This is a genomic window from Acidiphilium acidophilum (assembly GCF_033842475.1).
GTDB lineage: Bacteria > Pseudomonadota > Alphaproteobacteria > Acetobacterales > Acetobacteraceae > Acidiphilium > Acidiphilium acidophilum.
In genome coordinates, this window is the sequence record NZ_JAWXYB010000018.1 from 42,976 (window position 1) to 62,865 (window position 19,890).

A 19,890-nucleotide genomic window follows, 5' to 3' on the forward strand; every position below is an offset into this window, starting at 1 on the left:
ACTTACCCGGCAGATTGTGGCCGCCAGGTTTGTTGCGGATTTCTCCAGTCGATCGCCTCCAGAAGATAACCGACCTGACCCGCCGTAAGTGACACAGCCCCATCCGTCGTCTGTGGCCAGATAAAACGGCCCTTGTCCAAACGCTTCGCAAATAGCGATAACCCGACACCGTCATGCCAGATCGCCTTGATCAACGATCCGCTGCGTCCCCGGAAGAAGAAAACGTCACCGCAGAATGGCTCCCGGCCCAGGCCTTGCTGCACCTGCAACGCGAGACCCCTCATCCCGCGACGCATATCCGTGTGCCCCGACGCCAGCCAGATCCGTACGCCGGCTGGAACCGGGATCATCGCCGCACCGCCGTCATCACACGACGCAAGGCGGCCATCCCAACCCCGTCATCAACCCGAACACAGGTGCCGTCCGGCAGCACGATCTCAATCCGCCCCATCTCGGATCGCGCTGCCCGCTTGTGCGACACAGAATCTGCATCGGTCTCATCCACCGAAGCTGATTTGCCAGACCCCCGCGGCATCGACAGCGCCGCACTCGCCATCATCCGCACCGGAATGAACTCCGGCTCTACCGGCACCCGTGCCAACTCACCGCGCCGAACCTGCCCGCGCCATTTCCACAACTGCCCTCGCGAAATATCGTGCCGCCGTGCCACCAAAGCAAATACCGCATCCGGCGCCTCAGCCTCTGCGACAATCCGAAGCTTGTCCTCATCCCGCCAGCGACGTCGCCGCTCAGTCCCCGTGATGATCTCCATCCGCCAAAGCTCCCCCCATATGAATCAGCTCATAGCAGCGCTATTATGAGCGGCTTCTTCCCGTAGCGGCAGGCGGCTCAGACCGGATGGTTACGGTTGATATCGCAATGAGCGGATTCTTGAGGAGCTTGGTAGGACTTCGGCATGTCGCTCGCGAGCGTCGCATGGGGGGCTCTCCATCAATATTTCCTCCCTCGTAATGATACCTAACTCCCGCTAACCCCGCATTTTTTTAGAGTTGAGCCATGCGCCGCCGCCAAGGGGGTCGAACAGTTTGACGACGGGGTGAGGGTCGAAGGCGGGGTTGGTGGCATCGCTTTGGCCGTTCGCGAGTATGGTGGCTCGTTGTTCGTCGGGGTTGAGCATGGGTGTCTCCATGGGCCGGGCGGTGGGTCCCGCCCGGCCTGTTGATGGTGAGAGGGCAGCGTTATTCCGCCGCCATCTGTTCCGACTGGCTGGGTGATCCGGCTTCGGGTGCTTCATCGGACGCCGGCTCGTCTTCGGGGTCCTCGTCAGCCTCGGTCGGGCCATCGGGGGCCTCGTCGTCGATCGCGACATCGCTCTCGTCGTCATTCGCCGCGGCAAGGCGTGCCTGCGTCTCCGCCAGCTTGGTCAATTCCTCCTGTGACAGGGCGAAGTTTGCGGCGGGGTAGACGAAGCGTTCGGTCTTGAACCGATCGACCACGGCGGCGCGGGTGGCCTTTCCGGTCGGTCGGGGCAGCACGCCGCTCGCGCTGCCGATCCGCTCGATCTCGGGCTTGGACAGGCAGGAGAGAAATTCCTGCGTCGCCATGCTCGGCAGGAACCGGTCCGCGTCGATCTCGTTGCCCGCGATCCGTGCGACCGGCCCTGACTGCATCCCGAAGCCGTCGCGCATGCAGAGCGCATGCTTGAGCATGGCCCGCGCTCCAGTCCGGATCGTGTCAGGATCGAAGGTCAGAACACCGCCGGATATCAGCGGATAGGCGATCGTGCTGCGTCGGCGGTAGATTTGGCCAGGTTCGATCTTCTCGCCGGTGCGGACTTGCACATTGTCGCCAGCGAACGCGAGCACGAGCAGGGCAATCAGGGTCTGATCGTCGATCTCGACCTTATCCAGCGCCTCATGCAGGGCGTCGGTTTGGAAGTCGCCGATCATCTTGAGCCCTTCCTTGGTGACCGGCGGGCGGGAACTCGTTTGCACGAATTCAGCCGCAGTCTCGATCTCGCCTGCATCACCGGCATCTCCGGCTTCGTCCGTTGAGCCCCCTGCCCCGGCTACGGCAGTGGCCGTTGGCTTGCCCTTCGCCTTCGATTTCGCAACCGGCTTTGGCGCGGGGAGGCGGTAGATCACCGTTTCGACGCAGCCGGTGCGTTCGTTGACGTAGCGCCCGGCGATCTCGCCCTTGCCCGGCTTGTCGCCATAAATCCTGGTCGCCTTGGCGGGCAGTTTCGGTTCACCCTGCTCGTTCAACGGCAGGATGACGTGCCCCTTGGGCAGCTTCTTGCTGAGATATTCATGCTGGGCGTTGAGGTACGCATCGGCCTGGGTGGTGAAGCGGTTATCCTGACCGTCCTGAGCGAACAAGTCCTCTTCCCAGAGAATGCCGTTGGCCTTGGCGATCTTGGCATCGAACTCGGCATCGCGGGCATAGAACCGGGTTTTGGTCAGCGCCCGGGCCAGCTCCCACCACGAGGTGCGTTCGGTCTTCTTCGGCTTGTGCTTCTTCCAGGCTTCCGCCTGATCCTCGCGTGAGGCGCTGGCGATGGTGCGCAGATCCCGCTCGTTCGGTTCATCCCCCTTGGCCATCTGGTCGAGGATGGCGGGATGGATCGAGCCGCAGAGTTTCAGGCGTTTGATCACCCGCGGCGGCAGCGAGAGCGCGGTGGCGATGCCGTCCTCGCTCCAGCCATCGCCGCAGAGGGCTTCGATGGCGCGCCACATGTCGACCGTGCCGAGCCCTGCGCGCACGATATTCTCGCTGAAGGCGCGCATGCTGTCGTGATTGGCGTCATCGCCATCGATCACCAGCACCGGGATGGTGGCGAGACCGGCCGCGATGCAGGCGCGGGTGCGGCGATCACCGGCCTTGATCACCAGCCTGCCGTCGATCTCACGGGCGATCGGCGGTTGGATCAGGCCGATTTCGCGGATATTGGCCGCAAGCTGGTCCTCGTAGGCGGCGTCTGGTTTGGTCCGCCGCGGGTTGGCGGGATTGGGCACGAGTGTCTTGGGATCAACCTGTCTCAGGTTCATCGGTAGCTCCTTTTGTGCGTTGGGGTCGGTTGGGCTGGTTTGATCGCAGCTTTCCCTACCAGTTCATTCTGGAAGTGATTCCCGCCGTGCAGGGTGACGGGACCGGCACCATTGCCGGCGAGCCGCCCTGTCCTGCGGCGGGCCGGAACGGCGCCGACGCGGGACCGGGCGGCGCAGGCGGCGATGGAGCGCAGCGCTGCCGGGCACGGCACTCTGCGACGCGTGGCTGCGATAAGCCGCGATGGTCGGATCAGAACCCGGCGAAGAGATCGGGTTGGGTCGCTACAGCTTGGGGCGGCGGGGCGGATGGCCCGGTTGCCATCGTAGTGGTTGCCGTGGTGGTCGCCGGGACGTGCGCCGCGCCTTGCCGTTCCGGGGGCGCGGGATTGTTCACCGGCTCGAATTTCCGGGCGAGGCGTTGGTATTCCGCCCGGTCTCGCGCCTCGTGTTCCTGTGCAAGCAATCGGCGGTGCCAGTCGAGGATAGCTGTCCCTTTCAGCCGCCGGATGATGGCCCGCTCGACGTCGCTGTAGGTCCAGCCCGGATCGCCGTAGCAGGGGTGGGTGATCGTCTGTTCGAGGGACTCGATCTTCGTGGCGCGGCTGCGGAAGAACTCATCCCGGAAGCCGGTATGATTGGTGTGGGCGATATGCCCGAACGTGTTGCAGAGGCGATGGTAAAACGCCTTGGTGAACAGACGTTCGGGAAAATCCTCCGCGATGAACCGGAGCAGGTGGTTGGCGAATTTCGCCTTGTCGGCGCCGGTGTCCCATTTGGTGGCCGTGAACGGATCGGCGGTGAGCAGCGGCAGGCGGATGGCGCGCGACAGCGCGATCGGCAGCATGGCGATCTCCTTTCGGGTGGCGTGGTCAGGATTGGGGTCAGGGTCTCGAAGCGTGTGGAGCCCGGTGGGCGAGCCGCCGGTCTTGTGATGGCTCGCCCGATCTATGGTACCGGGGAACGCGGGGCGGGGGACAGGACGGATCGACCCGCTCAACGACCCTCTGCGGGATCGCTGTCGTCATCCGAATTGGGCGTACCGACATCATCGGTCGCATCGTCCTCGAAGCTGCCGTGGCGGTGGAACAGGACCGGGAATTCGAGAGCCGCCTCCCCTGCCCCACCCGTCGCGCTCGCTTCGTCCTCGCTCGCGGCCAGCGCCTTGTCGATCGCGGCCAGTTCCGCGAGCTTGGCATCGAGTTCGCCCTGCAGCTCGAACGGAGCACCGATCCGGGATTCGTATTCACCGATCCGGTATTCGGCGTTGCGCAGATCCTCCTCCGCCCGCTGGCGCTCGGTTTCCAGGCGGACCAACGCGCCTTCCAGCCGGGCGATCACGCCGAGCGGGTTCATCTCCTCGGGCATCTCGACCAGCAGCGGGCGATCGGTCAGGTGCAGGAGCACCTTGGCGCTGTCGATCCCGCCCTTGCGGTTCCGGGTGATCCGCAGCGAGATTTTGAACCCGCCGATTTCACCGGCAATCGCGTCGGTCTCTCCCCAGGCACTCTCCATGATCGTGCGGATCAGCACCGATCCGGCCTGCTTGCGCTCGGTGAACCGCTCCTCGCCGAGAACCATGGCGAAGGCTTCCCCGCGCGTGTCGATCCGCCGCGCGATGTCCTGATCGAGCCCGGCGATCCGCTTCGTAGCGTCGGTAATGGTCCAGCGCGCCTCGTTCAGGGTGCGGCGGATCGCGATCTGGCCGTCGATATGGGCATCGCTCAGGCGCCGGAGCCGGGCCAATTCGGCTTCGAGACCGGCCTTCTGCATCAGCCGCTGATCCCCCGAGGCGATCGCCTTGGCCATCGCGAACTGGTTGGACTGGCTCCCGGCGTCCTCCAGCCGCCGGATCGAGCGATCACCCGACAGCGAGGCTTCGATGAAGCGCTGCTTGCGCTCGTTGTTCTGCCACATCGTCGCGTCCATGCTGGTCTGCGTCGCATAGGCGTAGATCGCGATCTCCTCGTTCTGGTTGCCCTGCCGCTCGATCCGTCCCTCGCGCTGCTCGATGTCCGAGGGCAGCCACGGCACATCGAGATGGTGCAACGCGACCAACCGCTTCTGCCCGTTCACACCGGTCCCGAGCGTCTGCGACGATCCGATCAGGACCCGCACCTTGCCCGCGTTGAAGTCGGCGACCACCCGCTGTTTCTCCGCCGCCTTGCGGTAATCCTGCATGAAGGCGATCTCTCCGGCGGGCACGCCGCGCGCGACCAGCTGGTCCCTGATCCAGCGATAGGCCGAGAAGCCACGGGTCTTCTCGACGTTCAGCGTCCCGAGATCGGAGAAGATCATCTGACCCGCGCCCCGGTTGGGGTAAGGTTCACCGCTGGCATCGAGATATTGCCGTGCCGCCGTGTCGCGCCAGATCTCGAATACCTTGTCGATCATGGCGTTCAGCTTGCTGCCAGGGTCCGGCATCCCGCCCTGGGTGACCAGGCGCAGGTCGATCGCGGCATGGCGGCCATCGGTGATCACCGAGAGCAGGATATCATCGCCCTTCTGCGGCTTGCCTTTGCGCGCCTCGATCTCCTTGATCCGGTGATCGAGGAAGCGTTGATAGGCCCGGAAGTTCTCGCTCGGCTCGACCGCGACCAGCTGGCGCTTGCCGGTGGCGATCCGGGGCAGTTTCAGATAGTCGCGCAGATCGGCCTTCTGGACGACATCGGCGAAGCTGCGGAAGATATCGATCAGCTCCGGCACGTTGACGAATTCCGAGAACCGGGTGACCGGCTTGTAGTGGCCGGAGGGCTGAAGTTCGAGATCGGTGCGGGCATCCCCGAAATTTGCCGCCCATCCATCGAAATGCTGCAAACCCATCCGGGTCAGGATGTCCTCGGCGAAGAAGCGCTGCAGCGTGTAGAGTTCACCCATGGTATTGGTGATCGGCGTGCCGCTGGCCATCACCAGAGCCCGGCCGGGGTTCTTCCGGTCGATGAACCGCGTCTTGACGAACAGATCCCAGGCCCGCTGCGACCCGTTCGGATCGACGCCCTTGAGGGTCGCCATGTTGGTCGCGAAGCTGAGCTTGCGGAATTCCTGGGCTTCGTCGACGATGATCTGGTCGATCCCCATCTCGCTGATCGTCAGCAGATCGTCCTTGTCGCTGCCGAGGGTTTCCAGCCGGGCTTCGAAGCCTTCCTTGATCCGCTCGATCCGCTTGCGGCTGATCCGGTCCTCGCTGTCCACCGAGGCGAGGATGTCCTCCATCGCGGCGATCTGCTCCTGAAGCATGCCACGCTCGAAGCTGGCCGGGACCGCGATGAACTTGAAGGCGGAGTGGGTGATGATGATGCAATCCCATTCCCCCGTCGCGGCGCGGGCGATGAAGCGCTGGCGCTTCGCCTTCGCAAAATTCGTCTCGTCGGCGACCATGATGCGGGCGGTCGGATAGAGCAGCAGGAATTCCCGGCTCGCCTGGGCGAGGCAATGGCCGGGGACCACCATCATCGCCTTGGTGATCAGGCCGAGGCGCTTCTGCTCCATCACCGCAGCCGCCATCGAGAAGGTTTTGCCGGCCCCGACCGCATGCGCGATATAGGTCGCGCCATCGGCGATGATCCGCCAGATCGCGCGCTTCTGGTGGGCATAGAAGCTGATCACGCTGGATGCGCCGGGCAGGGTCAGGTGCGACCCGTCGAAATGCCGGGGCACCAGATTGTTCATCAGGTCGTTGTAGATCCGGCACAGCCGTTCGGCGCGCTCCGCATCGGTCCAGATCCAGGACTGGAACGCGGTCTTGATTTTGGTCAGCTTCTCCTTGGCCGCCTCGGTCTCGATCACGTTGAGCTGGCGGCGTTCGGTCCCGTTCTCCATCCAGATGTCCCAGATCTGCGGGATCTGCGAGTTCAGCGCGTCATCGAGCAACTCGCCGGCGTGGCGGCGCCCGGTGCCCCATTCGGTGGTGCAGGCCCCGACCCCGGCGAAGGCGCTGGTATTCAGCGACCAGCTGCCGATCTCGCGGACATGGTGGACCTTGGTGAGGACACCGATGATGTCCGTGCAGAAGCGTTCGATCATGCTGGTCGGGATCCAGGTCGCGCCGAGCCGCGCGGTGATCTCGGAGGGTTTCAGATCGACCGGCTGGGCGGCTTCGAGCGCGGTGACGTTGATCTCGAAGCGCGGGTCATCCAGTGCCGCGCCACGGGCGGTGACCAGCTTGGTCCGCACCGGGCCGGAGAGGTAGGCATCGGCGGTCTCCCAGCGTCCGGTCTCCGGATTGAGGAAGATCGCGGGTCCAAGGTCGGCGATCACCGCCTCGGCGGTGCTGCCGATCAGTTCGGCGATGTGGTCGGGGTCGGGGGCACCACGATCGTGCAGGCACATGGTCAGCGCATCCGTGACCGTCTCGATCGCGGGATCCGCCGGCGGATCGATGACGCGGCGGTCGAAGATCGCGCCATGCTGCCCGCGCCTTGTGTCGGTATCGTACTCCTCGATCGAGGCGACCAGCCAGACATCGGGATCGTCGGCGAAGGGGGCGAGATTGGGGCGGCGGACGATATCGCGGGTCTTGCCGGTCTCCTCGTCGGTGATCGTCACGATGTCGGTCTTGTTGATCGGCCCGTAGCTCCGGACGAACCGGCCATAGGCGAGGCGGAGATCCTTCTGGGCGTCCTGCCACGGCAGGTTGGCCTCCTGGGCACGCAGCACCGCGCGCACCGCGTTGCGCACCGGGATCAGCGCGTCGATGATCTGCGCCGAGAGCAGCGGGATGCCATCGCGCCTGGAGTTCTTCTGCTTGACCGCGATCTCGGTCGGGATGCCGTCGATCACCTGATGCAGCCGGTTGCGGATCACCAGATAGCTGCCTTCGCGGATCGTCGCACCCTCGGCCGCGGTGCCGGTGTAGACCGGTGAAGCGATCTCGTCGGGTTTGCGGAACCGCGCCGGATCGGGGGTGTGGACGCCGGCAGGGAGGGTCGCCAGCGCCTCGCGCAGAGCATCCTGCAGCGCGGGGCCGGTATCGCCCTTGCAGGTGTAGATCAGCCCGTAGGGGCTGCTGGTCCGGTCATGAGTGCCGAGCACCTGCCCGGGCCGGTCGAGGAAATATCGGTTGATCGCAATCGCGGGTTCCCCGTCCGATGCGGGCAGGGCTTCGCCGGTGCCGATCCAGTTCACCGCGCCGGGGATCTCGTCATCCCCGCGCGCGCGGAACAGCAGCAGGTCGACCACGACGTCGGTGCCGGCATCGGCGCGCATCGCCCCGGCGGGCAGGCGCACCGCGCCGAGCAGATCGGCACGGGCGGCAATGATCTCGCGCGCGGTCGCATCGGTCTTGTCCATGGTCCAGCGGCTGACCACGAAGGCAGCGAGACCGCCGGGGCGCAGATGATGGATCGCGCGGGCGATGAAGTAATCGTGCAGCGAGAGGGCGACGGGCGGCGTGACCTCCATCAGCCGCTGGGTCCGGTCCGAGAAGGGCGGGTTCCCGATCGCGAGATCGAGATCCCCGGCGAGCTTCGCCTTGGTGAAATCCTCCTGCCGGATCTGGCTTTCCGGAAACAGGAGCCGGGTGATACGCGCAGTCACCGGATCAGCCTCGATCCCCGTGAAATGGCTGTTCGCGGCGATGGTCTCCGGGGCCAGAGCGAGGAACAGGCCGGTGCCGCAGCCGGGTTCGAGGATGCGACCGCCTTCATAGCCGAGGCGCTCCACCGCGTTCCAGAGCGCACGGATGAGGTATTCGGGGGTGTAGTGGGCATACTGGGTCGCGCGCATCAGCCCGGCCCGCTCATAGCCGCTGACCAGGGTTTCCAGATCGGTGCCGATCTCGTCCCACCCGGGGCGGAACGCCTCGCCGGCGCGGCGGAACACGCTCTGGGCCAGTTCGGTGCTGCTGAAGGCGCAGAACTTGATCAGCGTCGCCTGCTCTTCCGGCGTGGCCGGACGCGCGGCGGCTTCGATCGCGCGCACGAGGCGGATCGCGGCGAGATTGTCGCGGGCGCGGTTCTTCCAGCCGGCGGCAAGGCCGCGATCGCCGGTCAGACGAAAATTCGCGGCGCGCGATCCGGTGGCAGGCAATGCCGCAAGGGCAGCATGAGCCCCCTGCCCTGCTGGCATCTCGTCCTCCGGGGCGTCATGATCATGGATCGGGTCTTCCTTCATCGGGATGCGGATCAGTCCCACCGGGGTGAGGTCGGCCGGGGTGAGCGCGGTGGAGCCGAACAGGTCGAGGCTGAACTGGCCGCTCTGATCGAACGGGTTGATGGGCATGATGTGTCATCCTTTGGAACGAACGAAGAACGCCGCCCGTGGGGGCGGCGTTCCGGTGGGTTGAGGGGAGAATCAGGCGTCCGGCGGTCGGCGGTCGCCAACCGCCGGAGAACGACCTCAGTCGAAGGGCGTGCCGCCGCTCATCGGTTCGATCGCGGCGAGCAGATCGGGGTGTTCCTGCGCGAAGCGGCCCCGCTGGTAGGGGCGGCCGCGTTCGGTCTCGATGATCAGGCGTTTGAACCGGCTGATATCGGTGATCCGGACGTAGCCGTGCCGGGCGCACCAGGCCCCGTTCTCGTATTCATCCTGAAGATCGGGATGGAGTGGCGACATACCCGTCCGGGTCACCTCGTCGAGCATGCCGCGTAGCCACCAGGCATGCAGGCGGTATTTGTCGGTCACCCGACCGTGCTGCTTGATCAGGCGGTCACGCCGGGAGCGATAGCGTTGCATCGCCAGCCTCCTGCGGATCACGGATGTTGTGGATATCGGCACCGGCGCTGCGATAACGTGCCGCGATGATCTCGAGGCTGTCGTAGGACAGGGCATCGCAGAGGATGAACCGGGGGTCCTCGCCGACCGCGATCATCGGCCCGCTGAACGCGAGATGAAGCACCTGATCGGGATCGGCGTGACGCACATCGATGACGGCACCGCCGATTGCGAGCACCCGGGCCTTCATGGCGTCGAGGTCGTAGCCCGAGATGGTGCGACCCCAACTGACGTAGAGCGTCCATTGCGAGGGGTTGATCCACAGATGCCCGCCTTTGGTCGCGCATGACTGGGCGATCAGATCATCGAGGAATTCGGCATTGCCGTTACGGCGTGTGGGAGGGATCATTGGTGCCTCCTCAGATCATGCCGAGGGCGAGCAGCCATGACGGCGCGCCATCGGGCGAATGACCGTCGGGCTCGACCTCCTCGCCATCGGTGGCCTCGACCACGCTGTCGGTCGACCAGCGTTCGATCTCGACCATCGAGGGCAGATCCCTGATCGCCCGCGCCCAGGCCGGCAGCGCCGTGATCGCGAGCGCGGCCCGTGCGAAGCGTTCGGCCCGGATCGCATCGGTCTCGGCGGACGCGCGGGTGCGGACCCAATCCCCGCCGACCTCGCGGACATAGACCGCGCCATCCTCGCGGTAGGAGACCAGGCGATGGAGTTTGGTGCTGAAGAACCGGTAGCGTTCGGGCTCCGCGCCGATCGGTTGCGCGGGCGCTTCGCCCGGCAGGGATTCCTGGGATGCTGACATGGGAGGGATCTCCTTCGATGGGGTGAGATCCGATCGAAATCCTTTCGCGTTCGTCTGGATTTCTCGAATCTACCCATCGCGCGACCGCGATCCGGCGACGGCAGGCAAGGACGCGGGGCGGGCCGCTTCGCCCGACCCGCGGGACCGGAGCCACGCGCAGCCTGCCCCCGGGCAGGCGAGCATGGCGAGGACCCACGCCTTGCCGGACAAGACGGATGCGGTAGCCGATTTTCCTGTTCGGCTGTCCTCCGTTTTCTCTTTCAATTTTCAGGATTTGCGTTAGATCGCGAAGGATCACCGATAGGAACTGTCTATGCCCAAGAACATCAAAAAATCATCGAAACAATCAAGCAGGGAACAGGTCCCCCCGAAAGCAAAAGTTGCACCCGCAAAAGTGAAACCGGTTGTCGCCAAGCCTCCCGTGAAGGTCGCATCGAAAGTGCAAAAAACGCCGCCGGCAAAGACGGTCGCCGCTGCGGAAAAGCCGCAGCTTTCAGTTCAGGAATTGCGGGATCGGGTTGCAGAACTCGAGAGAACCAACAGCACCCTGCAGATGAAGAGCCAGGCCGACCGCAAGAGCCTGACAGATGTCCTGGCTCAGATCAAAATGCTGCAGGCTGAATTGGAAAAATCCATTGCAGCATCACCGCTCCTCGAAGCTGCCCCGGTTCCAGACGCATCGCCGTCTCCATCCTCGGTCAGTGCGCCGGAGTCCAAGACAGCCCCAACGGCTACTCCCAAGCCGACGAAGAAACCGATCGTTAAACGGGGCAAGATCAAGACCTGAACCGCACCTGAACGACCGGGACGGACGCGGTAGCCGATCGTTGCGTCTATTGGGCCGCTTCGGTTGCGGCGATCTCTTCGCGCAACTCCTCGATCGTCACGTCGGTGTCGATCTGTGCGAAGGGGCCTCCGTCGCAACGGGTGTCGACGGTGGCGTGGACCGCCACCCACCAGTGCGGAAGATCGTGGCCGGGTAGCGCTGACGCAGGTGGGGGTTTCGCCTTCAGCATCGATCGCATCGAGGATGCTGTCCTCGTCCATGGTGCCGGTCATGAGCAGTGATCCTTTCAGTGCAGAGGTTGATCGGGCGATTGCGCGGCCATCAGGTCGCGGTAGCGATCGCGCACGGCGGGGCCGGTCAGATAGGCCGCGTCGATGGCGAGAAGAGTGCTGATCCTGCGGCGGATCCCCGCGATCAGTTCGGCGTCTTCGATTCCGGGCACCGCTGTCGGCCAGCCTTTGACGTAGAGCAGGTGCCGGGGCAGTCGCGCCTCGAGCCACATCCGCTCGATCGCCGCCCGTTTGGCGCTCGCGACGGCAGACCGCATCTCGGCATCGAGCAGGTCCGGCGCGACGTCCGCAAGCCAGCGATTCCCCTGAAAGCCGAAGGTCGAGCGCGCTTCGAGATCGACCATGGCGCGGTAGATCTCGTGGTTATCCGGGCAGGAGGCAGCGGCCCGCAGGTCACCGATCGAGCTCATGATGCAGAACGCGCAAGAAACCCGGCTCGAGCCGTAAACCCGGTAGGCTTCGTGGATTTCGAGCCCGGCATCATCGAGGGTTTGCCAGACCTGTTCGACCGGCCATTCGATGATCGGGTTCCAGATCTGGGCCTCACGCTTTCCGCTGGTCAGATGGGGATCGCGCGCTGCCACCGGCCTGCCGCGCCGCGCCGCACTTTCCTGACGCCGGATCCCGGTGACGTTCAGGATCGGGCGATCGGGGAAGCGTTTTGCGAGGGCGGAGGCGATAATGCGGGTCTTCATCTCCGATGTGCAGAAGCGGAGGATTGAGCAACCTGATGTCTGGAAAATAGGGCGAGCGGGGGTCAGGCATCCTGGTAGTCCCACTTGATGTAGCCCTTGGTGTCGGCGGCCCATTTTTCATCGATTTCGACGAGGACGGCGCTGACGAGGCGTTCGAGGGAGGCTTCGTTGGGGAAGACCCTGATTTTGGTGGTGCGGCGTTTGAGTTCCTGCTGGATGCCGCGTTCCATGGGGTTGGAAGTGCGAAGCCGGCGCTGGTGGGGTTCTGGCAGTGTGAAGACGGTGAGGCCTTCGGGGATATTTCGTTCGAGCCAATCGGCGAGCTTTGGTGCGGTGTCGCGATAGGCATTGACGAGGGTTGTGAGAGCGATCTGGGCAGCGGCGAGGGAATTTGCGTTCCAGACGGTCCGGAGTTCTGCGCCGATGCGTTTGCGGATGGCGTGGTTGGGGGCGTGGTGGATGGCGTTTTGGGCGAGGTGGAACTGGCATCGTTGCCAGTGTGCGGCGCCGAAGACGGCGCGGCGTGCGGCGTGCAATCCGGCATGGTCATCGGAGACGATGAATTCGACGCCTCGCAGGCCACGCTGATGGAGGCTTTCGAGGAAGGCACGCCAATGGACTTCGGCCTCGGAAAGGGCGACCGAGACGCCGAGGACACGGCGGCGTTCATCGGGTCCGATGCCGATGGCCGAGAGCACGGCGGCATCGCGGACGACGCCATTATCGCGCATTTTTTCATATCTGGCGTCGAGGATGAGGTAGCGGATCTCGGCGAGGGGTCGGGTGCGCCAGGCGGCGAGTTCGTCATCGAGCAGCTTGCTGGCGCGGCTGACCTGAGCGGAGGAGAGGCTTTCGATGCCGAATTCGCGCATGACGGCCTCGACGTCGCGGGTGGAGACGCCTTTGATGTACATTTCGGCGACGGCGACCATGACGGCGCGGACCGAGCGTCGGCCGCGTTCGAGGGACTGTGGGTAGAAGGGTTCGCCCACGTGACCGGCGGTTTTGGGGACATCGACGGTGATCGACCCGGCCGGGGTATCGATCCGCTTGGGCTTGTAGCCATTGGCGTAACCCTGACGATCGGGGTTGCGCTCGTAGTGACTGGCGTGGAGGAAGCGTTCGCGCTCGATCTGCATGGCGAGTTCGAAGGTCCTGGCAAATACCGTGGCGATATCGCCTGCGCCGTTTTCGATCAGATGTTCCAAAAGTGCCTCGATAATCGTATCCTTTTTGGCGTCCATTCATCGGTCTCCATGTTGGTGTGAACAACTGCATGGAATACCAGAATGAACAGCCCTTGCCGGGGCATGCCCCGGCAAGGGCACCAACTCCCAACCCAAAATGAATTTCCAGACGTCAGGTTACACCACCAAGCGGAGTGCCGGTGTGCTCCACGGCAGGATCATCTGGACGCATTCGAGCGATGCGTACCGGGCGACGTTGTTGGTCCAGCGCGCTTCCCATCGGTGCAACAGGTCGCCAGCCTTGCGCCGGACCACGACCAGTTCCCATCCCAGCGCTCCGGCCAGTCGACGACACGCCGGCAGGCTGTCCTGCCATTCGACGCGACCGAGATCGGCATGGATCAGAATGCGGGGACCGGCATGGTCGATGGTGCGCAGGTGGCGGTCGACCGCGATCGCCACCGCTCCGGAATCCTTGCCCCCGGAGACGCCGACCGCAACCGCCGCACTGGCAGCGAGCAACCGGCAGATCTCCTGCGTCAGCGCGATCGGATGATCGAACGAACGATCGCCGGGATCGTCACCCAGATCGAGTTTGGCCTGCCGGTCATCTCCGAACCTGCCGAACTCGTATCGCAGCAAGCCGGGGTCGGTCTGTCCCCTCCCCTGCCCTGCGTCCAGTCTGCCAACGGCCGCCATCACGCCGCCGCGGCGAGTTCGACCCCGCCCTCGTCCTCATGATCGATCTCGGCCAGCGCGTCGTCATCCTGATCATCGCGATAGGCGGATGCGGCGACGCTGGCCGCGTAATCGGGGTGGAAAGCCAGCAGATAATCCGCGACACGCTGGGCGTCGGCTGCGGCCCGGAAGATCGCCTTCTTCTCGGATTTGAGGACGGTCAGCCAATCGGCAACGTAGCTCGCGGTGTTCTCGATCTCGGCCGCAACGCCGATCACGGTGCAGACATTCACCGACGCGATCGAGACCACCAGTTCCTCGAACGCATAGGCGGCTGAGCCGAACCGGCCGCCTTGGCTCAGATTGAGCCGGGGTGCGGCGTAGGCGTAATGGCCAGCCTCATGCAGGGCGGTATACGCAAAGGCGGCATCGCTGCGGAACGCGGCTTTCGGGGGCAGGCGGATGCAATCCTGTGCCGGAATGAAGCACGCGCTCGATCCGCCGTAATCGATCCGGGCACCGCTGTTCGTCAGGATCGTCTCGACCGCTTCGGGCGTGCGCCAAGGCTGGGTCGAGAGATCCGGTGGGCAATAGACGGGCACATTGTCCATCTGCGAGGCGTGAAACACCGGCGAGGTGCGCAGCAGGCGGAAGTACCGGTTGTAGTCATCGCCACTGTGGCTATGCCCGCCCGATCCCCCGGCCTCCCCACCACCGCTGGCGTTGCCAGCATCGCCTTTGCGGAGGCATCGCTTGTAGAAGACGACGGTGGTGGCGGTCTCGCCCTTGCGGACCTGCCAGCCGCGCTCTTTAGCCTGGCGATAGGAACACCAGCGCGGATCGCCGTTGAAGCGGAGATCCTGGGTGAGGCCGAGCATCAGATTGTTGATCCCGCGATAGACCCGGGGTGGTGTAACCTGACGTCTGGAAATTCATTTTGGGTTGGGAGTTGGTGCCCTTGCCGGGGCATGCCCCGGCAAGGGCTGTTCATTCTGGTATTCCATGCAGTTGTTCACACCAACATGGAGACCGATGAATGGACGCCAAAAAGGATACGATTATCGAGGCACTTTTGGAACATCTGATCGAAAACGGCGCAGGCGATATCGCCACGGTATTTGCCAGGACCTTCGAACTCGCCATGCAGATCGAGCGCGAACGCTTCCTCCACGCCAGTCACTACGAGCGCAACCCCGATCGTCAGGGTTACGCCAATGGCTACAAGCCCAAGCGGATCGATACCCCGGCCGGGTCGATCACCGTCGATGTCCCCAAAACCGCCGGTCACGTGGGCGAACCCTTCTACCCACAGTCCCTCGAACGCGGCCGACGCTCGGTCCGCGCCGTCATGGTCGCCGTCGCCGAAATGTACATCAAAGGCGTCTCCACCCGCGACGTCGAGGCCGTCATGCGCGAATTCGGCATCGAAAGCCTCTCCTCCGCTCAGGTCAGCCGCGCCAGCAAGCTGCTCGATGACGAACTCGCCGCCTGGCGCACCCGACCCCTCGCCGAGATCCGCTACCTCATCCTCGACGCCAGATATGAAAAAATGCGCGATAATGGCGTCGTCCGCGATGCCGCCGTGCTCTCGGCCATCGGCATCGGACCCGATGAACGCCGCCGTGTCCTCGGCGTCTCGGTCGCCCTTTCCGAGGCCGAAGTCCATTGGCGTGCCTTCCTCGAAAGCCTCCATCAGCGTGGCCTGCGAGGCGTCGAATTCATCGTCTCCGATGACCATGCCGGATTGCACGCCGCACGCCGCGCCGTCTTCGGCGCCGCACACTGGCAACGATGCCAGTTCCACCTCGCCCAAAACGCCATCCACCACGCCCCCAACCACGCCATCCGCAAACGCATCGGCGCAGAACTCCGGACCGTCTGGAACGCAAATTCCCTCGCCGCTGCCCAGATCGCTCTCACAACCCTCGTCAATGCCTATCGCGACACCGCACCAAAGCTCGCCGATTGGCTCGAACGAAATATCCCCGAAGGCCTCACCGTCTTCACACTGCCAGAACCCCACCAGCGCCGGCTTCGCACTTCCAACCCCATGGAACGCGGCATCCAGCAGGAACTCAAACGCCGCACCACCAAAATCAGGGTCTTCCCCAACGAAGCCTCCCTCGAACGCCTCGTCAGCGCCGTCCTCGTCGAAATCGATGAAAAATGGGCCGCCGACACCAAGGGCTACATCAAGTGGGACTACCAGGATGCCTGACCCCCGCTCGCCCTATTTTCCAGACATCAGGTTGCTCAATCAGACCCGGCCGGTGGTCGGGTTCATCGGTGCGCCGCACGCGACCTGATCCCAGCCGCGCTGCCAGGGCAGGACGCCCCGCTCGAGGGCGGCGATGATCTTGTCCGTGACCTCCTGATAGATGTCGCGCGGGGTTGCGGCGGGACGATGGGTCCGATGGGGCCGGTGGCATTTCGGGTTGCGCATGGATTGTTCTCCTTTCCTGAAAAACATCCATTCGCGGGCCGCCTCGGGCCGGGGGCGGCAAGGGCGCGGGGCGGGCCTCTTCGCCCGCCCCGCGGGAAACGCAGCCACGCGCAGCCGGCGCACCGCGCCGGCGAGCATGGCGAGGCCCTACCCCTTGCGGCACCCGGTCCGCATGCGGCATCGCGTCCCTCGTCAGGGTCCGTCGGTGGGACCTGCCATCGCGAGAATACTGGCGCGGGTCACCAGCTCGCGTCCGGCACGCGGTGTTCGGGGTGCCCGGCGCAACCGGGCGGCGAACGGAAGTCCCATGGAGCGGGCGCGTTTCGAGACGATGGTGGGATCGCGGTCCAGTTGCCGCAGCCAGATCGGTGATCGAGATGCCGCCATCATGGGCGGTCCGCACGATCCCTCCCTTAATGGGTCCGCAGGATCGCGTCGTCTTCAGCGCTTCAAGGCCGGCCCCAGCCGCTCATAGTTGCCGTCAGCGACCATATCTTTCCATAAAGTCAGAGACTTGAACCGCTCCTGCCAGCAAATGCCTGAGACAGGTGAATAAGACTTGTTAGCCGAGATGGGAGCGAGCACCACGAATGAGGAAGATCTGACTCAGACTGTATGTTTACGCTTCAGGATTAATCACTTCGTAACGGTTTCTCTATATTCCCCAGGTTGAACGCAGCCATAAGCGTTGACGCCTATTTTCGGAGCCCCGTTGATGAAGCACCTGTCGATCATCCTGAAATTCCTGTCGATCATGGGCGCTTTCGGCGTCTTTACCATCGCCATGGCGTTCTACGCCACCGGCCAACTCTCCAGCACAGCCCGATCCTACGACAATCTGATCAACCACGACAACAGAGCATCCTACCTCGTCGCCCGCGGTAATCGCGCCATGATGACGGCGGAGGCTTCGATCGCCAACCTCCTGATCGCGGTGACTCCCGCTGGCAAAAAAAAAGCGGAACAGGAGCTAGAAACGGCACATCACCAGCTTGATGATTTCTATACCCAGGCCGCATCCCTCAGCTCATCCCAGGCCGCCACGATCAACGCGGTCAGGGCCGATGCGGATCAACTGCTTAACCAGACCTGCGAGTTAGGGATCAAACAGGGGGCCGCCGCCACGGAGGGCACCACCGTCTTGACCTCGCAGGCGACTTACCTGAGTGACTGCCAGCCTGCCTTCAGGCCGATCGTCGCGCGCGCATTCGGTGCCGCCATTGCGCTGAGCCACCAAACCGATGCCGAAGCGGTTACGCTGAAAGCCGATGCGGCCCATTCCGTCATGCTAACCTTCGCCGCGATTCTGCTCGGTCTGGCCGTCGTGCTCACCGGCGGCTTCTTTGCCATCCGGACCTGGCTGGTCACCCCGCTCAATGCCTTGCAGGGCGCCATGATGAAGCTCTCCGGCGGTGACCTGACCGCCAACGTCGCGGGTAGCGATCGTCGTGACGAAGTCGGCAGCATGGCACGCGCGGTGCAGGTCTTCAAGGACGCAGGCATCGAGAAAATCCGCCTCGAAGGCGAGGCTACCCAAGCCCGCCAGGAGGCCGAGGTTCTGCGCCAGCGCGGCGAAGCGGAACGTGAAACCGCCGCCAAGCAGCTCGCCTTTGTGGTCGAATCCCTCGCCGCCGGCCTTGAAAAACTGGCCGCCGGCGCACTCACCTTCCGGCTCAGCCAGAGCTTCGCACCGGAATACGAACGCCTGCGCAGCGACTTCAACGCGGCGATGGAAAAGCTTCAGGACACCATGAAGATTATCACCGCCAACACCGCCGCCATCCGCGCCGGCACCGGCGAAATCTCGGTCGCGGCCGATGATCTGTCACGCCGTACTGAACAACAGGCGGCCAGCCTCGAACAAACCGCCGCAGCCCTCGACCAGATCACCGCAACCGTCCGCCGCACCGCCGAAGGCGCCAGCCACGCCCGCGAAGTGGTCGGCACCGCCCAGGCCGACGCCGAACGCAGCGGCGAAGTGGTGCGCGAAGCCGTCGCCGCCATGAGCGGCATCGAAGCCTCCTCCCAGCAGATCGGCAACATCATCGGCGTGATCGATGAAATCGCCTTCCAGACCAACCTGCTCGCGCTCAACGCTGGGGTCGAAGCCGCCCGCGCCGGCGATGCCGGGCGCGGCTTTGCCGTCGTCGCCTCCGAAGTGCGCGCCCTCGCCCAACGCTCGGCCGACGCCGCGAAGGAAATTAAGGCCCTGATCTCCACCTCGACCCAGCAGGTCGGCTCCGGCGTCGACCTCGTCGGCCAGACCGGCAAGGCCTTGCAACGCATCGTCACCCAGATCGGCGAAATCAACAGCGTCGTCGTTCAGATCGCCGCATCCGCCCAGGAACAGGCAACCGGTCTCCATCAGGTCAACGTGGCGGTCAACCAAATGGATCAAGTCACCCAGCAGAACGCCGCCATGGTCGAACAATCAACCGCCGCAAGCCACGCTCTGGCTCAGGAAACCCAAGATCTGTCCGTCCTAATAGCCAAGTTCCAAATCGGCGAAGCCACCACCGAGCAACCGGCGCGCCACGTATCCCCCAGACCGGTCCCCCGCCCCACACCGCCCGCACGCGCCGCCACACCAAAAGCCGCCACCGCCGGTGGACGCAAACTCGAGATCGTCAGCAACACCGCCGAAAAATGGGAGGATTTTTGACCGAGATTATACATGAGGGTTATCATGCGTGGACCACCCGCGGAGTTCACGTTGGAACTTGATTGGATCCTGCGGTGAGAAGCAACGCCGGGGGAATTAAGATGGAAGCGGCGCCGTTCTCGTGAAACCGCCCGGCTCATGGTCTTCAAACTCGGCACCGCACCCCCAAAACCTGGCGCAAACTCAACGGAGAAAACCAATTGCCCAAGGTCGTTTAGGGCACTACTTTCCGGGACGGCGTCGAGGTGATCGAGACGCCAGCACAGAACGCCGCCTGATCACCGCCGTCACCCAAATTCCACCATAGCTCGGCAGCTGCGCCTCGCGCTGCATCCGCTCGATCGCCGCCAGTTTGGCGCTCGCGACGGCATATACTCGTTGTTAACTGTCTCTGTGATATGTTCAGCTTGTTGCCTCGCCTCCGCTTTCACAGCCGCGATCGTAGCAACACCGGTGCCGCCTGGGAGTAGAAATGACGTTATTTGCCAGCCTTTTTTCTATCCGCCACCAGTTTCATCGTATACGAAGCAGCACAGTGATCGGCCATCGGGAGAAGTCTACGCTGTGCCGCATTCGGGCTGAGCAGATCACTGCCCTGGCACGGAGATCTCCCATCCTCGCTATGGGCTCCACTGGTTCTTTTTTGGTTTTGGCAGCCTCGATGTATACTCGCA

19 protein-coding genes are annotated in these 19,890 nt (G+C 64.1%); 3 read left to right on the forward strand and 16 right to left on the reverse strand.

Annotation, left to right across the window (positions count from 1 at the left end):
• Positions 1 to 2: 2 nt before the first annotated feature.
• From tnpB to SIL87_RS02920, 9 genes are all read right to left on the reverse strand, one after another.
• A complete protein-coding gene (tnpB, locus tag SIL87_RS02880; RefSeq protein ID WP_319612737.1) occupies positions 3 to 350 on the reverse strand; it encodes an IS66 family insertion sequence element accessory protein TnpB in 348 nt (115 codons plus the stop codon).
• Positions 347 to 772 carry an IS66-like element accessory protein TnpA gene (gene tnpA, locus SIL87_RS02885; RefSeq protein WP_319612738.1) on the reverse strand — a complete coding sequence of 142 codons (426 nt, stop codon included), beginning with the start codon at positions 770 to 772 and terminating at the stop codon, positions 347 to 349. The genes tnpB and tnpA overlap by 4 nt, the downstream gene beginning before the upstream one ends.
• A gap of 216 nt (positions 773 to 988) precedes the next feature.
• Positions 989 to 1,138 carry a DUF2958 domain-containing protein gene (locus SIL87_RS02890; RefSeq protein WP_319612739.1) on the reverse strand — a complete coding sequence of 50 codons (150 nt, stop codon included), beginning with the start codon at positions 1,136 to 1,138 and terminating at the stop codon, positions 989 to 991.
• Between the two features lie 61 nt (positions 1,139 to 1,199).
• Positions 1,200 to 3,008, reverse strand: coding sequence for a ParB N-terminal domain-containing protein (locus SIL87_RS02895; protein ID WP_319612740.1), 1,809 nt, complete (start codon positions 3,006 to 3,008; stop codon positions 1,200 to 1,202).
• Between the two features lie 250 nt (positions 3,009 to 3,258).
• On the reverse strand, positions 3,259 to 4,005 hold the full coding sequence (locus tag SIL87_RS02900; protein ID WP_319612741.1) for a hypothetical protein: 747 nt from the start codon (positions 4,003 to 4,005) through the stop codon (positions 3,259 to 3,261).
• A complete protein-coding gene (locus SIL87_RS02905; protein ID WP_319612742.1) occupies positions 4,002 to 9,224 on the reverse strand; it encodes a helicase-related protein in 5,223 nt (1,740 codons plus the stop codon). Before SIL87_RS02905 ends, SIL87_RS02900 begins: the two co-directional genes overlap by 4 nt.
• A 117-nt stretch (positions 9,225 to 9,341) precedes the next feature.
• Positions 9,342 to 9,677, reverse strand: coding sequence for a hypothetical protein (locus SIL87_RS02910; RefSeq protein ID WP_319612743.1), 336 nt, complete (start codon positions 9,675 to 9,677; stop codon positions 9,342 to 9,344).
• The gene (locus SIL87_RS02915) at positions 9,652 to 10,065 is read right to left on the reverse strand and encodes a hypothetical protein (RefSeq protein ID WP_319612744.1); all 414 of its coding nucleotides are present in this window, start codon (positions 10,063 to 10,065) and stop codon (positions 9,652 to 9,654) included. The genes SIL87_RS02910 and SIL87_RS02915 overlap by 26 nt, the downstream gene beginning before the upstream one ends.
• A gap of 10 nt (positions 10,066 to 10,075) precedes the next feature.
• Complete coding sequence (locus SIL87_RS02920) at positions 10,076 to 10,474, reverse strand: hypothetical protein (RefSeq protein WP_319612745.1); 399 nt, start codon at positions 10,472 to 10,474, stop codon at positions 10,076 to 10,078.
• A gap of 313 nt (positions 10,475 to 10,787) precedes the next feature.
• Here SIL87_RS02920 and SIL87_RS02925 point away from each other — a divergent pair, with 313 nt between their 5' ends.
• Positions 10,788 to 11,261 (forward strand): hypothetical protein, encoded by a 474-nt coding sequence (locus tag SIL87_RS02925; RefSeq protein ID WP_319612746.1) that lies wholly within the window; start codon positions 10,788 to 10,790, stop codon positions 11,259 to 11,261.
• Positions 11,262 to 11,307: 46 nt separating this feature from the next.
• Here the strand turns inward: SIL87_RS02925 and SIL87_RS02930 are convergent, their stop codons facing one another.
• The 5 genes from SIL87_RS02930 to SIL87_RS02950 all read right to left on the reverse strand — a co-directional run bounded on the left by SIL87_RS02930 (position 11,308) and on the right by SIL87_RS02950 (position 15,043).
• Positions 11,308 to 11,499: a hypothetical protein gene (locus SIL87_RS02930; protein WP_319612747.1), complete on the reverse strand. Its 192-nt coding sequence runs from the start codon at positions 11,497 to 11,499 to the stop codon at positions 11,308 to 11,310.
• A gap of 48 nt (positions 11,500 to 11,547) precedes the next feature.
• Positions 11,548 to 12,246, reverse strand: coding sequence for a phosphoadenosine phosphosulfate reductase domain-containing protein (locus tag SIL87_RS02935; RefSeq protein WP_319612748.1), 699 nt, complete (start codon positions 12,244 to 12,246; stop codon positions 11,548 to 11,550).
• Positions 12,247 to 12,308: 62 nt separating this feature from the next.
• A complete protein-coding gene (locus tag SIL87_RS02940; protein WP_319612316.1) occupies positions 12,309 to 13,490 on the reverse strand; it encodes an IS256 family transposase in 1,182 nt (393 codons plus the stop codon).
• A 120-nt stretch (positions 13,491 to 13,610) separates the two neighbouring features.
• Positions 13,611 to 14,132 carry a hypothetical protein gene (locus tag SIL87_RS02945; RefSeq protein WP_319612749.1) on the reverse strand — a complete coding sequence of 174 codons (522 nt, stop codon included), beginning with the start codon at positions 14,130 to 14,132 and terminating at the stop codon, positions 13,611 to 13,613.
• Complete coding sequence (locus tag SIL87_RS02950; RefSeq protein WP_319615895.1) at positions 14,132 to 15,043, reverse strand: ArdC family protein; 912 nt, start codon at positions 15,041 to 15,043, stop codon at positions 14,132 to 14,134. The genes SIL87_RS02945 and SIL87_RS02950 overlap by 1 nt, the downstream gene beginning before the upstream one ends.
• Before the next feature lie 104 nt (positions 15,044 to 15,147).
• Between SIL87_RS02950 and SIL87_RS02955 the strand changes: the two genes are divergently transcribed.
• Complete coding sequence (locus SIL87_RS02955) at positions 15,148 to 16,329, forward strand: IS256 family transposase (RefSeq protein WP_319612316.1); 1,182 nt, start codon at positions 15,148 to 15,150, stop codon at positions 16,327 to 16,329.
• 39 nt (positions 16,330 to 16,368) lie between these two features.
• On the opposite strand, the gene SIL87_RS02960 is transcribed toward SIL87_RS02955, so the two are convergent.
• Positions 16,369 to 16,554, reverse strand: a complete 186-nt coding sequence (locus SIL87_RS02960) for an ArdC family protein (protein ID WP_319612750.1) — start codon at positions 16,552 to 16,554, stop codon at positions 16,369 to 16,371.
• Between the two features lie 192 nt (positions 16,555 to 16,746).
• A complete protein-coding gene (locus SIL87_RS02965) occupies positions 16,747 to 16,944 on the reverse strand; it encodes a hypothetical protein (protein WP_319612751.1) in 198 nt (65 codons plus the stop codon).
• Between the two features lie 325 nt (positions 16,945 to 17,269).
• Here SIL87_RS02965 and SIL87_RS02970 point away from each other — a divergent pair, with 325 nt between their 5' ends.
• A complete protein-coding gene (locus SIL87_RS02970; RefSeq protein WP_319612752.1) occupies positions 17,270 to 19,216 on the forward strand; it encodes a methyl-accepting chemotaxis protein in 1,947 nt (648 codons plus the stop codon).
• Positions 19,217 to 19,890: the final 674 nt, after the last annotated feature.

Coding starts and splice junctions, on each gene's coding strand:
- SIL87_RS02915 (WP_319612744.1), bottom strand. CDS start 10,065: ATGATCCCTCCCACACGCCGTAACGGCAATGCCGAATTCCTCGATGAT.
- SIL87_RS02965 (WP_319612751.1), bottom strand. CDS start 16,944: ATGATGGCGGCATCTCGATCACCGATCTGGCTGCGGCAACTGGACCGC.
- SIL87_RS02970 (WP_319612752.1), top strand. CDS start 17,270: ATGAAGCACCTGTCGATCATCCTGAAATTCCTGTCGATCATGGGCGCT.
- SIL87_RS02890 (WP_319612739.1), bottom strand. CDS start 1,138: ATGCTCAACCCCGACGAACAACGAGCCACCATACTCGCGAACGGCCAA.
- tnpB (WP_319612737.1), bottom strand. CDS start 350: ATGATCCCGGTTCCAGCCGGCGTACGGATCTGGCTGGCGTCGGGGCAC.
- SIL87_RS02925 (WP_319612746.1), top strand. CDS start 10,788: ATGCCCAAGAACATCAAAAAATCATCGAAACAATCAAGCAGGGAACAG.
- SIL87_RS02910 (WP_319612743.1), bottom strand. CDS start 9,677: ATGCAACGCTATCGCTCCCGGCGTGACCGCCTGATCAAGCAGCACGGT.
- tnpA (WP_319612738.1), bottom strand. CDS start 772: ATGGAGATCATCACGGGGACTGAGCGGCGACGTCGCTGGCGGGATGAG.
- SIL87_RS02935 (WP_319612748.1), bottom strand. CDS start 12,246: ATGAAGACCCGCATTATCGCCTCCGCCCTCGCAAAACGCTTCCCCGAT.
- SIL87_RS02955 (WP_319612316.1), top strand. CDS start 15,148: ATGGACGCCAAAAAGGATACGATTATCGAGGCACTTTTGGAACATCTG.
- SIL87_RS02905 (WP_319612742.1), bottom strand. CDS start 9,224: ATGCCCATCAACCCGTTCGATCAGAGCGGCCAGTTCAGCCTCGACCTG.
- SIL87_RS02940 (WP_319612316.1), bottom strand. CDS start 13,490: ATGGACGCCAAAAAGGATACGATTATCGAGGCACTTTTGGAACATCTG.
- SIL87_RS02920 (WP_319612745.1), bottom strand. CDS start 10,474: ATGTCAGCATCCCAGGAATCCCTGCCGGGCGAAGCGCCCGCGCAACCG.
- SIL87_RS02945 (WP_319612749.1), bottom strand. CDS start 14,132: ATGGCGGCCGTTGGCAGACTGGACGCAGGGCAGGGGAGGGGACAGACC.
- SIL87_RS02895 (WP_319612740.1), bottom strand. CDS start 3,008: ATGAACCTGAGACAGGTTGATCCCAAGACACTCGTGCCCAATCCCGCC.
- SIL87_RS02960 (WP_319612750.1), bottom strand. CDS start 16,554: ATGCGCAACCCGAAATGCCACCGGCCCCATCGGACCCATCGTCCCGCC.
- SIL87_RS02930 (WP_319612747.1), bottom strand. CDS start 11,499: ATGCGATCGATGCTGAAGGCGAAACCCCCACCTGCGTCAGCGCTACCC.